A 14,510-nucleotide genomic window follows, 5' to 3' on the forward strand; every position below is an offset into this window, starting at 1 on the left:
CGTCCGCCGCTTCCGATGCGACTCGGGGTCGTCCCGCCGTCATCCCACCTCTTGTCTCGTGAATCCCCAACCCATGACAGTTCCCCGCACCTTGTTCGCCACTGTGGCGATGTTGTTTGTCTGTTCGTCGGCGAGTCTCAGCGTGGCGCAAACGCCTGCGTTGGAACTCCAACCGGGAGACCACGTCTGCCTGATCGGCAACGCGTTGGGCGAACGGATGCAGCATGAGAATCACTTCGAAACCCAGCTTCACGCGGTCCGCCCGGAATTGGATCTCACCGTCCGCAATCTGTGCGTCCCCGGCGATGAACCCAAAATCCGGTTGCGAAGTTTGGATTTCCGATCGCCTGACGATCATTTGACGCACAGTGCCGCGGACGTCGTGCTGATGTTCTTTGGTTACAACGAATCCTACCGTTTGGCGGCAGGACTCGACGACAAGAAAGTGCTGCGGGATTTCGCGGACGAACTGGACGAAGTGATCCGGCACACTCAATCGCAGGTCTACAACGGCAAGACCAGTCCTCGGATCGCCGTGATTTCGCCGATCGCGTTCGAAGAGACCGGTGACCGCAATTTGCCGAAAGCCGAACCTCGAAACCGAGCCCTCAGCAAGATCACACGGACCATGCGAGCCGTCGCGGATGAACGGGGAGTCACGTTTGTCAATTTGTTCACACCCACCAAGGAACTGTTCGAACAGGATGCTCGCCGATTGACGCTGGATGGCGCTCACCTGAATTCGAATGGCTACGCGGCGCTCGCTCCCATTTTGGTTCGCGGCTTGCTTGGTGAAGTCGAGGTGCCCGAACAAGCGAACCCCGAATTGCTGGCTGCGGTCGCTGACAAAAACTTCCACTGGTTCAATCGCTATCGCGCCGTGAACGGTTTTTCGATCTACGGCAAACGAGGAACCGCAGGCAGCGACGGCACGTACAACAACCGTTCGGTCATGAATCGCGAACTGGAGATCCTTGATCATATGACTGCCAACCGCGACGCCCGTCTCTGGGCGATCGCAGACGGCAAGGCAATCACGGCCCCCATCGACGATTCCAACACGCTGCCGTTCATCATTCCCAAAACCAACGTGGGTGGGCCCAATGATCCAAACGCGAAACGTGGCAAGCTTGGATCACTCGAATACCTGACCACCGACGAACAGCTCAAGACATTCTCGCTTCCCGATGGTTACGAGATTCAATTGGTGGCATCGGAACAACAGTTCCCCGAACTGGCCAATCCGGTCGCGTTGGACTTTGACGCCCAAGGACGCCTGTGGGTTTCAACCATGCCCAGCTACCCGCACTGGCAACCCAAGTCACCGATGGATGACAAACTGCTGATCTTGGAAGACACCGACGGCGACGGCACCGCGGACGAATGCAAAACGTTTGCCGGCGGATTGCACCAACCCACCGGTTTCGAAATCGGTCGTGGCGGTGTCTATGTCGGCGGGCAACATGACATCTACTTCCTGGAAGACACCGACGGGGACGATGTCGCTGACAAACGCACACGAGCGATCATCGGGTTTGACACCGCCGATTCGCACCACGGGTTGGCAGCGTTCGACTTTGGTCCGGGCGGACAACTTTACGCCCAAGAAGGCACGTTCAAATTCACGCAAATCGAAAGTCCCTATGGCTTGACACGAAACTTGGAAGGTGGGGTTTTCCGATACGATCCAACCACTCAAAAATTTGGGGTCCATGTCAACTTTGCATTCGCCAATCCATGGGGATTTGCGTTCAATGAGTGGGGCCAAGATTTCATTGGTGACGCGTCGCCCGGCAAAAGCTACTGGGCAACCGGCATCAGCACCCGTCTGGACTATCCCCTCAAACACCCCGGTGGCTCTCAACATCGTCGTGTTGCAGGGGAGCAAGGATACGACGACGGATTGGTCGACTACCAAACATTCTATCCCAAACGCATTCGGCCACTGGCAGGCTGCCGCTTTCTCAGCAGCGAACATTTCCCCGACGACTTGCAAGGCAATTTTTTGGTGACCAACGTCATCGGGGACCGAGCCGTGCTTCGCCACAAAGTTGTTGAAAAGGACTCGGGATATGAGGGCACCGAAGAACCGATGTTGGTCGGAGGCGGGGACGGAAATTTCCGCCCGGTCGACATCGAGATCGCTCCCGACGGTTCGCTCTACATCATCGATTGGCACAATGCATTGATCGGTCACCTGCAACACAACTTGCGTGACCCCAGTCGTGATCACAGTCACGGGCGAATCTGGCGTTTGACTCACAAAGACCGTCCCTTGGTCAACCTCCCCGTGATTGCAGAAACCAGCACCGAGGATCTGATCGATCAACTGTGCTCCGCAGTCGGCCGGAAGAACCAACGTCACGCTTACCGTGTCCGTCGTGAATTGCATGCTCGACCAACCGACGAGGTCCTCTCGGCTGCGAAAGCCAAACAGGACGCTTGCTTGGCGACCGCAGACGACGATCATGATCTGCTGGAATTGCTGTGGCTGCATCAAGCTCACAACCAGGTCAACGAAGAACTGCTGACCGAACTACTCAACAGCGACAATCATCGAGCCCGCAGTGCCGCCACACGCGTGCTGTCCTACTGGGCCGACCGAATCGACGACAGTCCCCAACGCTACGAGACCTTGGTGGCCGACGAACATCCGCGAGTTCGAATCGAAGCTCTGCGTGGGATCTCCTATGCCGTCGGCGAACCGTGGGCCCTGGACGACCAAGATCGCTTGATCCGCGCCGCCTTGCGGGTGATGGAAATGCCGATGGACCACTATCTCGAATACGCTCTCGAAGAAACCATGCAGCGGTTCGAACAAGTCATCGCCAGCCGCGCACCGTACTTGCCCAAAACCGCCGCCCCGTCCGGCGACCATGCCGACTCTCATCCCGGGCACAATCACGCAGCGCACATCGGCCCGATGGCGGCCTACGCGGTCGCTGGCGTCCACTTGTTGACGGACCCCGGAGCGACCTTTGATGGGCACGGTCACAAAGTGGCTCCCTACACCGCAGCGTTGCCTGTCTTCTTCGACTTCCCCGCCGAAATCGTCAGCTATCAGATCGAGCGATTGTCAACGCCCGCCTTGCTGGCCGTCCCCCGTGATTCCAGCGATCCGAAGTTCGTGCCGCTGCATGCCGCAATCCTCGCTCGAGGCGAAGTCCAAGACCAAGATCGCCGGGCGGCACTGGATGCCCTGGTCGCATTGCAGGACTCGGATCCCGGCGATGTCTTGCTGGGAGTCATCGAAAACCTGGACTGGAAGAACAATGACAAACGTGCTGTCACCCGAAAGGCAGCTCGCGGGCTGTCGAACATGTTGTTGAAACTTCCCGCCGGAAATCTGGAAGCGTTGCGAGACCGATTCACAACTGCGGCGAAAAAGGGCGATGCCGCGATCGCACCCGTCGCGTTGGCGGGGCTCATCGCGGCCGGTGACGACGTCCAGTCCTTCGATCTTGCCAAACGCTCCGATGCCGCTCGCGTGAATTGGTTGACCGGCGTTGCCATGCTGCCCGCTCGACTGGATCGCGAATCTCAACGGGGACGCGTGGTTGAACTGTTGACCACCAGTGAAAAAAAGGAAGTGGTTGCCGCCGCAATCCGAACACTGGCGGTCGTCCCCGGCGATTGGAACGACACCTTTGAAAAGGTCGGCAACCTTGCCTGCAACGGATTCCGCGACGATGGCATCGCCACCCTGCTCACGATCCCCCAGAACGCCTACCAACCGGAAACGTCTCTGAAGTTGGCCCGTCACCTGGTCAACTTTGCTGAACGAACCCCGCCGAAGAACCGCACCAGCGTTTCGTTCATCGATGCGATGCAGGTCGCTGACCGGGCCATCGCCAAGTTGCCTCGCCAAGCAGCCAAACAATTCCGGGATCGCCTGCGTGAAATCACGGTGCGTTTGGTTCGCATCAAGACGGTGGACGAAGAAATGCGTTACGACGTGCCGTACTTTGCCGTCGAAGCGGGACGCCCTGTGCAAGTCGTCTTGGAGAATCACGACGGGATGCCTCACAACTTGGTCTTCACCGTTCCTGGGGCACTGAAAGAAGTCGCCAACCTGGGACTGCAAGCTGGTCCGCGAGGCGGATTCCAAGGCAAACAATACGTGCCTGAATCCGACCTTGTCCTGCACAGCACCGACCTCGTCGCCTCCAACGAAAAGGAACCGTTGACGTTCACGGCTCCCACCGAACCAGGTGAGTACCCGTACGTCTGCACTTTCCCACAGCACTGGTATCGCATGTACGGCGTGATGGTCGTCGTGGAGGACCTGGACGCTTACAACGCCAATCCATTCGAACCCGCCGACCCGATCGGGAACAACCGTTCGTTCATCAAGGCTTGGACGATCGAAGATTTCGCGGGTGACAAGCTGACCGAAGGCTTGCGAGGGCGGACCGCTGAAATCGGTCAGAAGATCTTTGAACAAGCCACCTGCGCGAGCTGCCACCAGGTCGCGGGCAAGGGCGGACAAATCGGCCCGGCACTTGACGAGGTCGTGACAAAATGGAAAGGCGATTCGCGTGAGGTGCTCACAGAGATCCTGCACCCGTCGGACCGCATCGACGACAAGTACGCGATGCACTTGGTGCTGACCGCGGACGGACAAACCTTCTCGGGTCTGCTGGTCGAAGAAACCGACGATGTCGTGAAGCTGTTGGCCAACGCAGAGGCCAAGGAACCGACCGTGATTGAACAGGACGAGATCGAGCAAATGGTCAAGACATCGACTTCGATGATGCCCAAGGCTTTGCTGGATCAGTACACCGAAGACGAGATCTTCGAGCTGCTGAATTACATCCTCAGCCATCAAAGGTGATGTCGGTTGGTGCCCTGATGAGGGGCATTGCCAACGCTAGTCTTGTCCCCAGGCTCCGCCTGGGAACACACTGCAGAAGAGGCTCCTGCCTCACGGTCCGGCATGCGGCAGGCAGAGCCTGCAAGACATCGCGTTCCCAGGCAGAGCCGGGGAACGAGTGAGTGAAAAGCTTGTCCCCAGGCTCCGCCTGGGAACACACTGCAGAAGAGGCTCCTGCCTCACGGTCCGGCATGCGGCAGGCAGAGCCTGCAAGACATCGCGTTCCCAGGCGGGAGCCTGGGAACGAGTGGACGAAAAGCTTGTCCCCAGGCTCCGCCTGGGAACACACTGCTGAAGAGGCTCCTGCCTCACGATCCGCCAAACGGCAGGCAGAGCCTGCAAGACATTGTGTTCCCAGGCAGAGCCAGGGAACGAGTGGACGAAAAGCTTGTCCCCAGGCTCCGCCTGGGAACACACTGCTGAAGAGGCTCCCGCCTCACGATCCGCCATTCGGCAGGCAGAGCCTGCAAGACATTGCGTTCCCAGGCAGAGCCGGGGAACGAGTGAACGAAGAGCTTGTACCCAGGCTCCGCCTGGGAACACACTGCTGAAGAGGCTCCTGCCTCACGATCCGTCATTCGGCAGGCAGAGCCTGCAAGACATTGCGTTCCCAGGCGGGAGCCTGGGAACGAGTGGACGAGGAGCTTGTCCCCAGGCTCCGCCTGGGAACACACTGCTGCGGAGGCTCCCGCCTCACGATCCGCCATTCGGCAGGCAGAGCCTGCAAGACATCGCGTTCCCAGGCAGAGCCGGGGAACGAGTGAATCACCGACGGGAGGCTCAACGGGAACGTCGGTTTGGCTGTCGTTGCCGAGCGACACTGCGTGGGTTTGCCAGCGGTGCTGGTTCGCCGTAGACACGCTGATGGAACAACGCCAACGATCGCAAGGCGTGCCCCTTGGGCCCAATCGACCAATCGTTGTTGCGTCCCTTCAACATGGAATTGAGCAAGAACGTCACCGATCGCAACACCTCAGGTTCCAGCAACTTCTCGTCGGGCAAATGCGTGAGCAAGAACTCGACCATGTGCCCGGTCGTTTGAACCTTGCGATCCAGGTCGCCATTGTCTTGCCGCGACTCAAACCAATCGGTGCTCATCGAGCCATCGCGATTTTGCAATCGCAGGGTGTAGTCCACAAAGTCATCCAGGAATTGCTCGGCGCGAGCCCATTGGCCATCGATCGGTTGGCCTTCCAAGCGTCGTTTTCGCAACGCGTGAGCAAAGCCCATCAAACGGTGCGTGCCACCACAAGCCGATCCAACCACGGGTTGGTCGAGTTCCGCGGCGATCAAACGAGAGAAGTCCCAACGCTCGCCATCGGCACCGACCCAAGTCGTTTCCGTGTCCAAGTAGTGCGACAATCCAATCAAGCTGAACGTGAGTTCTTGGCCTTCTTCGCATGCGGCCGCTTCCGATTTGACCAAGTCCGCCACGCTGAACTTCTGGCCGTCCACATACAGCGGGTAATCACTGGGCACGCCCACCATGGCCAACACTGCCAACCACTGGGCTTGGTGACCTTGCAGTCCCACACCCTCGCGAGCCTTGATTTTCCCGCCTTCGATTTCCATCAGTCGCTGACCGCGGCAAACGTTGTTGCCGGCCATCCAAGCGATCGTGCTGTAGTCGCGTCCGCGAGCAATCAAACGAGTGTCAGGACCGAACACCATCACGGCATGCATCATGCCCCAGTTACTGCGTCCATCAGCCTGCTCGCGACGGCCGTAGTAGTGCTGCAGGCACTGAACGATCGGTTGCTGCATTCGCATCACGCCGGTGCTCAAGTTTGCCGCAGCACCCTTGCCACTGTGAGTCTTGGGACGCCCGGTGGCATCCAGCTGAGCCAAACTCAAACGCTGTTGTGCAGAGGCGTCGAGTGGTTCATCGTCCCGATCCAATTCCCCCGCATACAGGTCTTCCAGATCCGCTTCGCCCAGATCGTTGCCACGAATGTCTCGCAGACTCACGGATCCTGCTGGCGCGTCCTCGAGCGGCATCAGTCGATCGCGTTCCACCGCTTGCAGCGGAACACGCGACAACTCATCGGAATCTTTTTCATCGAAGATCCCCTCTTGGCGTTCGTTCACCCGTCGCGGCGAAGCAGATTCCAACGACATGCGGTCTTCACGTTCTTTGATCTGGGAACGATCCCGAGCCTCTTCACGGCGAAGTTGTTCCGCGATGCTTTCGTTCAGACGACGTTCCGTGTCATCCTTTTCCTTTTCAACCGACTCCAGCTTTGATTCCAGCGACTTCGGTTTCAAGGCTGACTTCGGTGGCGTCAACGAAGGTGGGGTTTCCAGCGACAGCTCTTTGCTTTGCAACCCACTTCCAATGGTTTCGCGAGTCGTCGTTGTTCCCGCGTCCTTGAGCGATGGCAATTCTTTGTGTGGCTCAGTCGGTTTCATCTCCGGCAAGGAATCGATTGCCGATCGCGTTTTCGGAATGCTGGGCGGAATCACATTGGCAGGAGCTTCCTGGGCCGGTTCCGCAGGCACCACTGTCGGTTCCACCAACTCGGGCTGGCTGGACTTCAAGGCCTGGAGCTGTTGAGTCAGCTCTTCGATCTTGCTGGTCAGTTCATCGACCTTTTGCGGCAAATCGCTGACGTCCTCGTCCATCTCCGATCCGAGGAACGAAGGCGCATTCAATGCCGGCAGGCTCGGAAGCGACTCTGCATTCGCAGGTGGAAGGGCTGGTGGTTGAATTGCGGGAACGGTTCGTTGCGGCAACGCTCCGCTGCCAATCGGAGCCATCGTGGTCGAAGGCACAGGGTCCCGAAGCGGCGAAACCTGGCTGACATTGCGCCGAGCGTTCCACTGTGTTGCATTGGGGTTGGGCTGCCCGTCCCACGTCGCGTCGGCATTTCGATCAGAAACCGATCGCGTTGGACGCGAATCAAATTCAGACGGCATCTTGGTCGGATCAAATGAATCCGGCACGTTGTCGGCCAACTGCTCTCGAGTGGGCCGTTCCAATTCCGCTTCGGCCGATTCGGGACCACGCAAGATCATCGACGGTTCGGTCTGAGTGAACAAAGGACCTTTCGGTTCCCAGGTCTTGCGGACACCGTTCAGCCGAGCATCTTCCCGAGTGACCATCCGCGGGGTCTGCACGATCTGCTCGGTGCCGTGGGCGTCCGCGTTGCCCAAGAACACCGGCGCCTCCACCGGAGAAGACGGAGCAAGCTGGGGCGGCAGCAACTGGATCGCGGATCCGATGGGTCCGGATTGCGAGTTCCACGGACCGTTTTGTTCGCGAAATTGCAAATGTGATCGCGAGGGGTCGCTATTTTCGCGAACCACCACGGCGGAACCCGCGACGCGAGGCTCGATCGCGTCGCGATCGCTCGCATCATCGATCACCCCAAACGACTCCGCTGGCACTGCCAGCGTGGGCGCACCGAACTGAAGTTCGTCCGCTTGAACGGCCACGGTGGCGAGACACGAAGACGTCGACAAGCTTGTTGCAATCAACAAAGCGGCCAAACGTTGGCGTTTTTCTGACACAGTCAATTTTCTTCCGCGGTCGGTGACATCACGTTGGGTTCCTCCCGGAGCGCGGTCGCAGAGATCAAGCCTTCTGCAACGACACGACGGGTCTTAACGTGTGTATCGGTTATTCCGAACGAAAGGTTGACTGGAATGTCGGCGGTGAAACCGGAGTCGGCCTCCGCCGGGTGGCAAGGATCGTCAGACCAGCCAGCGTCAACGAAATACCAATCACCAACAACTTCGTCACCGGTTCCTCGAAAACAATCACCCCAGCGAGGCTGGCCATCGCAACCTGAGAAGCATTGATCAAGTGAACCGCCACGACGGGCAAGACCTTCAGTGCCGTTGAAATCGCAACAAACGCCGTGAAATTGAAAATCCCCGCCCAGATCATCGATTGCCACATCGGGGCCGGGATGTCGGCGATCGGCGACCATCCCGTTCTGACCGCAACAATGCCCGCCAAGGCCACCGTGCCTGAAACACCGCTGATCCACATCGCCATCGACGCCAACATCCCGCGTTTCATCGTGAAACGCATCGACGTGCTGAACACGGCGTAGGCCAACCCCGACGCCATCGCCCCCACCGCACCGACAATCGGCGAATGCAACCAATCCACCGGTTGGTTGGGCAGAACCTCCGACGAAGACTGCCATTCCACGGGATCCACCCCGCGGGACTGGGACAAGACAATCACGGCGATGATCAGCGTGCCAATCGAAACCAGTGTCCGTGGCCGAACCGGTTCCCTCAGCAACAAACGTCCCAGGATCGCACTGCCAATCAACAACGATCCCAGCGTGATCGGCACCGAGGCGGCCAAACCGATGCTGCCCAGCGCAACCTGGAACGCACCGTTGCCGATCACTTGCCCGATCAACGCGATCGGGATGAAAATCGGAATCCACTGGCGACTGGTCGCAATCGGACGCCCGCTGGCTTTGACGGCGGCCAAGTAAGGCGTCAGAACCAATACCGTTGGAGCCGCTTTGAACATCGAAACGATGAACGGATCGACTGAAATGGCGTTGCGAAGCGAGATGTTCGCCAACGTGTACAACACCGCCGAAGCGATTCCCGCCACGATGCCGAAGCCAATGCCCGGCGATATCATCCCCTCCCCCAAACGCCGCCACCAAGCCGCCTGAATCTTCGCGTTGACCTCCTTGCCTGCGAACTCGTTCTGATCGAACGATGAATCAGAACTCATAAGGCATCCGAGCAACGAAAGGGGAGGAAGCGGGACGGTTCAGAACACAATTTCAAACCAACGACCAAGCGGAAAACGATGGCACGCGAAACACACGACCGAGAAGACTTGCTGATCGAAGGAGTCAATTTGCCCGAGCGAGCTCGGCTGCGGCATGGTGCCAGTGGTCGAGAATGGGTGATCGGTTGGCGGACAGGCGGAGGGCCAGCGATCTACGACGGTCCCGATCGGGTCTACCAATTCAACGCGGACAATCAACTGCGACGAGTCTACCTGGAAGGCTGCAAACTGGCTGCCCAGGGTGGAAAGCTGTGTGAACTGAAGCGAGCTGAGCCCGCACCTGCCGACAACCGAATCCAGAAAGTCGGGCTGGTCTGGCAGCCAATTGCCTCAGCGAACCAGCAAAACGTCTTGCAGGAATGGGCCGCAACTCGCCAGCAACTTCTGGACGCATTGCAATCCACCCGTGAAAGAGATCTTCCAACCGGCACCACCGCTGACACGGGCCCCACCATCACAAACTCACCCCAGAACTCGCAAACACCCTCCTTTTCCTGGGAATCAGTCGGGATCGCCCCCGAGATCATGCTTGAACGCTCCCACGGGTGGTTGGTATCTATCACTGACAATCCCGAAATCGCCGCCCAGCCCAATGCCTAGGGACATCCATTCTTCCCATCTTTTCCAAATCCACCCACTCCGTCGCTTGCAATGGTGTATGCTTGGAAGAATAATACCACCTGATGAAAGATTCCTTTCGGCCTGCAAGAAATCTTGCAACTGCTGCTTGGATTCATCCTCGGCACATTCTTCCCCACAGCGCCCACCCAGTGACCACCGACAAGCGTCGAGATCGATTGCGTGATTTGGTTCAAGACCGCGGTTTCGCGGCTTTGGGCGAACTGGCGTCGCAATTGTCGGTCAGCGAATCGACGATCCGTCGCGATTTGGAAATGCTGGAAGAAGCCGGTTTGGCCCGTCGGACCCACGGCGGCGTTTACTGGACGGGCGATTCCGACACGATCAGCGTGTTCGAATCCCGCAATGATGATTCGTGGGCTGCCAAACAATCCATCGGCCGGGCTGCCTCCGAATTGATCGCCGATCACGACACGATTTTGCTGGACGGCGGCAGCACGGTTTATGAACTGGCCCGCTTGATCGTCCATCGACCGCTGCAAGTGGTCACGAATTCCCTGCCGGTCGCTCACCTGTTGTCGACCAGCGATTCGATTGACCTGGTCATGATTGGCGGCTGCGTACGCGGTCGAACTTCCGTCACGATCGGCCCACTCGCTGATTCGCAATTGGCAAACATCCACGTCACCACCGCTTTCCTGTCGGTCGCCGGCGTCTCGCCACGCGGCCTTTTCAACAGCGACATGATGCTGGTGGAAAGCGAAAAGGCGATGCTTGCATCGGCCGAACGAGGCATCGTGTTGGCCGATCACAGCAAGTTCGGAAAAACCAGTTTGAGCCGAATATGCGAATTGCACCAGATTGACACGGTTGTCACGGATGCCGGCCTGGATTCTGACGCGAAAGCGTGGCTGGAATCCGCTGGTGTCCAACTACGCTTGGCTCCGTCCCCGTTGACCCCGTCACCGCTGGACCAGTCACCGCCAAAGACTTCGGCGGCGGCTCCGGCCGCGCCCACATCGAACACCTCCCCCACCCATTCCTTGAACAACGCGAATCTCACATGAGCTTGGCTGTCGATCGTTCACGCATTGAATCCCTCGTTCGCAACGCGATCCGTCAATCGGGCCTGGCGTCTCCTGCCCCCTCGATTGCATCCGCCGGCCAACAGCCGCTCGGTTGGGTCGATGGCAAACCGAACTTGCGAGTCAGCATTTCAGCCCGCCACTGCCACTTGACCGACGAACACGTCGAGATCCTGTTCGGCCGCGGCAGCGTCTTGGAACCCGATAAAGATCTGTACCAGGACGGCTTCTATGCGGCCAAGCAAACCGTGATGGTCGTCGGACCTCGCAAACGGATGCTCCCCAGCGTTCGTGTGCTCGGCCCAACCCGTGGTGCCAGCCAAGTGGAACTGGCACTGACCGATTCGATCTCGTTGGGCATCAACGCCCCCGTTCGCCACAGCGGCAAAATCGACGGCACGCCCGGTTGTGTGTTGGTTGGTCCCGCCGGCAGCGTTCAGCTCGAACAGGGTGTCATTCGCGCCGCTCGCCACGTGCACATGAACTTTGCCGACGCCGAGTTCTACGGCGTTTCCAATGGCGACATGATGCAACTTTCCGTTCGCAGTCCTGACTGCAGCGTTTCATTTGAAGACGTTTTGGTTCGCGCCGACAAAGCCGCCAAGTTGGAAGTTCACATCGACACGGACGAAGGCAACGCTTGCAACTTGGATGCGGCCACCAGCGTTGAACTGAAAAAGTCCGGCTGTGCTTGCCAGCACTGATCGGCCTCCGCAAACCAAGACATGGGCCGGCATCCATTCGGTCCGATGATTGAAACGGTTGGCCCACCGCCAACTCCCCCCCCTTTGACGTTTTCCCCTTTCCTTTTAGGTATCTCAAAAGATGGCCAAAATCAGTGAAGCCCTCGGCATGATCGAAACCAAAGGTTTCGTTTCAGCAGTGGAGGCAACCGACGCAATGATGAAAGCCGCCAACGTTCAGTTCCTTGGTTGGGACAAGATCGGTGCTGGCTTGGCAACCGTGTTCGTCACCGGCGATGTCGCCGCTGTCAAAGCAGCCACCGATGCCGGTGCAGCAGCCGCCGGTCGGGTTGGCGAAGTCGTCAGCGTTCAAGTGATCCCACGCCCTCACGGCGACTTGGAAAAGATCCTGAAGTTGCCTTCGACCAGCAAAAAGTAGTCGAGAGACCGACTTGATTGTCACCTCGATTGTCTCCCTCCCATCAAAACGATTCACAGAGAAACTCAAATGAACGATGCCATTGGTTTGATTGAAACGAAGGGCCTCTTGCCGTTGGTCGAAGCCACCGACGCGATGGCCAAAGCCGCCAACGTCGCCGTTGTCAAACGCGTCGACCTCGGTGGTGGCTTGGTCACCACCGTCGTCAGTGGTGACGTCGGCAGCGTCCGCGCCGCCGTCGAAGCTGGCTCCGCCGCCGCCGCTCAAGTGGGCGAATTGGTCAGCAGCCACGTGATCGCTCGTCCAGCCGAAGGCTTGATGAACGCCTACTTCAATTGATCGCTGCCGTGTGATCCGGTTGCGAAGTTCACAACCAGGTTCCCACACGCTGCGTGAAACCTCTTTCACAAGGACCGTGATTCGATGTTGATCCTCGTTGCCAATCTGGGCTCCACCAGTTTCAAGTACAAGCTGCTGGACATGTCCGGTGACTTTGAATCTGCGAACGCCTCGCCGGATTCTCGCGTGCTCGCTCGCGGGGCCGTCGATCGCATTGGCGAACCCATCAGTCAATGCGAAGTGATTGTGACGCGATCGCATCAAGGCGAAACGTTTCGCGAAGAAACGCAGATGCCCGTGCCGGATCATGGGGTTGCCGTTCAAGCCTGCTTGGACCAACTGACCCATCCTGAGAACGGATGTTTGAAAGAGGCCAATGAAGTTGCCGCGATCGGTTTCAAAGCCGTTCACGGTGGACGCAAAAGTGGCACCTTCGTCGTCGACGACGAAGTGCTTGAAGCGATGGACGAGATGAGTGCCGCCGCGCCGGCGCACAACCCTCCGTACATCGCTGCGATGAAACTGTTACGTCAACGTTTTCCGGAGCTACCGTTGGTCGCCGCGTTTGAAACCGAATTTCACGACACGATTTCGCCGGAGCGTCGCACCTACGCGATCCCAGCGGAATGGACGCGTGAAATGCAAATTCAAAAGTGGGGATTCCATGGTTCCAGCCACCGCTTCATTGCCGAACGTGCCGCCGAAGTCTTGGGTCGCGACGACGCTAAGATCATCTCGTGTCACCTGGGCGGAAGCAGTTCGCTGACCGCGATCGATTCCGGCCAGAGCATCATGACCTCGATGGGCATGACACCTCAAACCGGCGTCCCGCAAAACAACCGTGTGGGCGATTTCGACGCTTTCGCGATCCCCTTGATCATGCAGCGAACCGGCCAATCGCTGGAAGAAGTCCTGCAAACACTCGCCAGCCAAGGTGGGCTGAAAGGTCTCTCCGGCGGCATGGCCGATTTGCGAGACATCGAGTCGGCCGCCGACGCAGGCAACGCTGACGCGAAGCTTGCACTGGGTGTTTACACCGAAGAGATTCGCCGTCACCTCGGCGGAATGATGGTCGCACTGGGTCGCTTGGACGCGATCGTGTTCACCGGAGGCATTGGTGAAAACAGCGACGTGGTCCGGGCCGCCGTTTGTGCTGGTCTGGAAGGTTTTGGCATCGAACTGGATGCCTCCAAGAATGACGGGATGCGTGGAGAAGGAAGCCTGCACACCGAGTCCAGCAAAACTCAGATTTTGGTTTTGCCCACCGACGAAGAATGGATTGTCGCCAAGCGAAGCCTCCGCGCTCTCGCCGCCCAGTAGGCCAGGTCCCGCCTGGCTTGATTCAAACGCACTCCAACACATCACTTCAACCCACCACTCCCATGTTCTTAGCCCGCGTCACCGGATCGGTCGTTTGCACCCAAAAGGTTGCATCCATGACCGGTCACAAGTTGTTGATTGTCGAGCCCTATCGGCTCGATGAGAAAACGCGTGCAAAGCTTACTTCAACGGGACGCACTTTCATCGCGGTCGACACGTTGGGCGCAGGCGAAGGTGAGTTGGTGTTGGTGTGCCAAGGCAGCAGCGCTCGACTGACCCCCGAAACCAAAACACTTCCCATCGACGCGGTCGTCATCGGCTTGGTCGATTCCGTTCACGTGGATGCCAAAGAGGTGAAAGCCAGCACCTAACCCGTGCCCACGCTTTCCCGTTCCACTCCATCCCCCCTGACTCATCTCTCATC

The 14,510-nt window shown here is 58.5% G+C and carries 10 protein-coding genes; 8 read left to right on the plus strand and 2 right to left on the minus strand.

What is annotated here, in order from left to right; genetic code table 11:
- Nucleotides 1–73: 73 nt before the first annotated feature.
- The gene (locus PSR62_RS18450) at nt 74–4,834 is read left to right on the plus strand and encodes a PVC-type heme-binding CxxCH protein (protein WP_274404475.1); all 4,761 of its coding nucleotides are present in this window, start codon (nt 74–76) and stop codon (nt 4,832–4,834) included.
- A gap of 819 nt (nt 4,835–5,653) precedes the next feature.
- Here PSR62_RS18450 and PSR62_RS18455 read toward each other — a convergent pair.
- Nucleotides 5,654–8,383, minus strand: coding sequence for a GTPase-activating protein (locus PSR62_RS18455; protein WP_274404476.1), 2,730 nt, complete (start codon nt 8,381–8,383; stop codon nt 5,654–5,656).
- 109 nt (nt 8,384–8,492) lie between these two features.
- Nucleotides 8,493–9,581 carry a DMT family transporter gene (locus tag PSR62_RS18460; protein WP_274404477.1) on the minus strand — a complete coding sequence of 363 codons (1,089 nt, stop codon included), beginning with the start codon at nt 9,579–9,581 and terminating at the stop codon, nt 8,493–8,495.
- A 78-nt stretch (nt 9,582–9,659) separates the two neighbouring features.
- Here PSR62_RS18460 and PSR62_RS18465 point away from each other — a divergent pair, with 78 nt between their 5' ends.
- The 7 genes from PSR62_RS18465 to PSR62_RS18495 all read left to right on the plus strand — a co-directional run bounded on the left by PSR62_RS18465 (nt 9,660) and on the right by PSR62_RS18495 (nt 14,457).
- Nucleotides 9,660–10,241, plus strand: coding sequence for a hypothetical protein (locus PSR62_RS18465; protein ID WP_274404478.1), 582 nt, complete (start codon nt 9,660–9,662; stop codon nt 10,239–10,241).
- Nucleotides 10,242–10,411: 170 nt separating this feature from the next.
- Complete coding sequence (locus PSR62_RS18470) at nt 10,412–11,287, plus strand: DeoR/GlpR family DNA-binding transcription regulator (protein ID WP_274404479.1); 876 nt, start codon at nt 10,412–10,414, stop codon at nt 11,285–11,287.
- Entirely contained in the window at nt 11,284–12,009 is a 726-nt protein-coding gene (pduL, locus tag PSR62_RS18475) for a phosphate propanoyltransferase (RefSeq protein WP_274404480.1), read from the plus strand. Before PSR62_RS18470 ends, pduL begins: the two co-directional genes overlap by 4 nt.
- Nucleotides 12,010–12,130: 121 nt before the next feature.
- Nucleotides 12,131–12,427: a BMC domain-containing protein gene (locus tag PSR62_RS18480; RefSeq protein WP_047816254.1), complete on the plus strand. Its 297-nt coding sequence runs from the start codon at nt 12,131–12,133 to the stop codon at nt 12,425–12,427.
- 69 nt (nt 12,428–12,496) lie between these two features.
- A complete protein-coding gene (locus tag PSR62_RS18485) occupies nt 12,497–12,766 on the plus strand; it encodes a BMC domain-containing protein (protein WP_274404481.1) in 270 nt (89 codons plus the stop codon).
- An 84-nt stretch (nt 12,767–12,850) separates the two neighbouring features.
- Nucleotides 12,851–14,086, plus strand: coding sequence for an acetate/propionate family kinase (locus tag PSR62_RS18490; protein ID WP_274404482.1), 1,236 nt, complete (start codon nt 12,851–12,853; stop codon nt 14,084–14,086).
- Nucleotides 14,087–14,148: 62 nt separating this feature from the next.
- Nucleotides 14,149–14,457: a EutN/CcmL family microcompartment protein gene (locus PSR62_RS18495; RefSeq protein ID WP_047816256.1), complete on the plus strand. Its 309-nt coding sequence runs from the start codon at nt 14,149–14,151 to the stop codon at nt 14,455–14,457.
- Nucleotides 14,458–14,510: the final 53 nt, after the last annotated feature.

It is taken from the genome of Rhodopirellula sp. P2 (assembly GCF_028768465.1).
In the GTDB taxonomy this organism is placed as follows: Bacteria; Planctomycetota; Planctomycetia; order Pirellulales; family Pirellulaceae; genus Rhodopirellula.

Bases quoted from the DNA above. Each gene is read 5' to 3' on its own strand.
- PSR62_RS18450 (WP_274404475.1), top strand. From the start codon at position 74: ATGACAGTTCCCCGCACCTTGTTCGCCACTGTGGCGATGTTGTTTGTC.
- PSR62_RS18490 (WP_274404482.1), top strand. From the start codon at position 12,851: ATGTTGATCCTCGTTGCCAATCTGGGCTCCACCAGTTTCAAGTACAAG.
- PSR62_RS18460 (WP_274404477.1), bottom strand. From the start codon at position 9,581: ATGAGTTCTGATTCATCGTTCGATCAGAACGAGTTCGCAGGCAAGGAG.
- pduL (WP_274404480.1), top strand. From the start codon at position 11,284: ATGAGCTTGGCTGTCGATCGTTCACGCATTGAATCCCTCGTTCGCAAC.
- PSR62_RS18465 (WP_274404478.1), top strand. From the start codon at position 9,660: ATGGCACGCGAAACACACGACCGAGAAGACTTGCTGATCGAAGGAGTC.
- PSR62_RS18480 (WP_047816254.1), top strand. From the start codon at position 12,131: ATGGCCAAAATCAGTGAAGCCCTCGGCATGATCGAAACCAAAGGTTTC.
- PSR62_RS18485 (WP_274404481.1), top strand. From the start codon at position 12,497: ATGAACGATGCCATTGGTTTGATTGAAACGAAGGGCCTCTTGCCGTTG.
- PSR62_RS18495 (WP_047816256.1), top strand. From the start codon at position 14,149: ATGTTCTTAGCCCGCGTCACCGGATCGGTCGTTTGCACCCAAAAGGTT.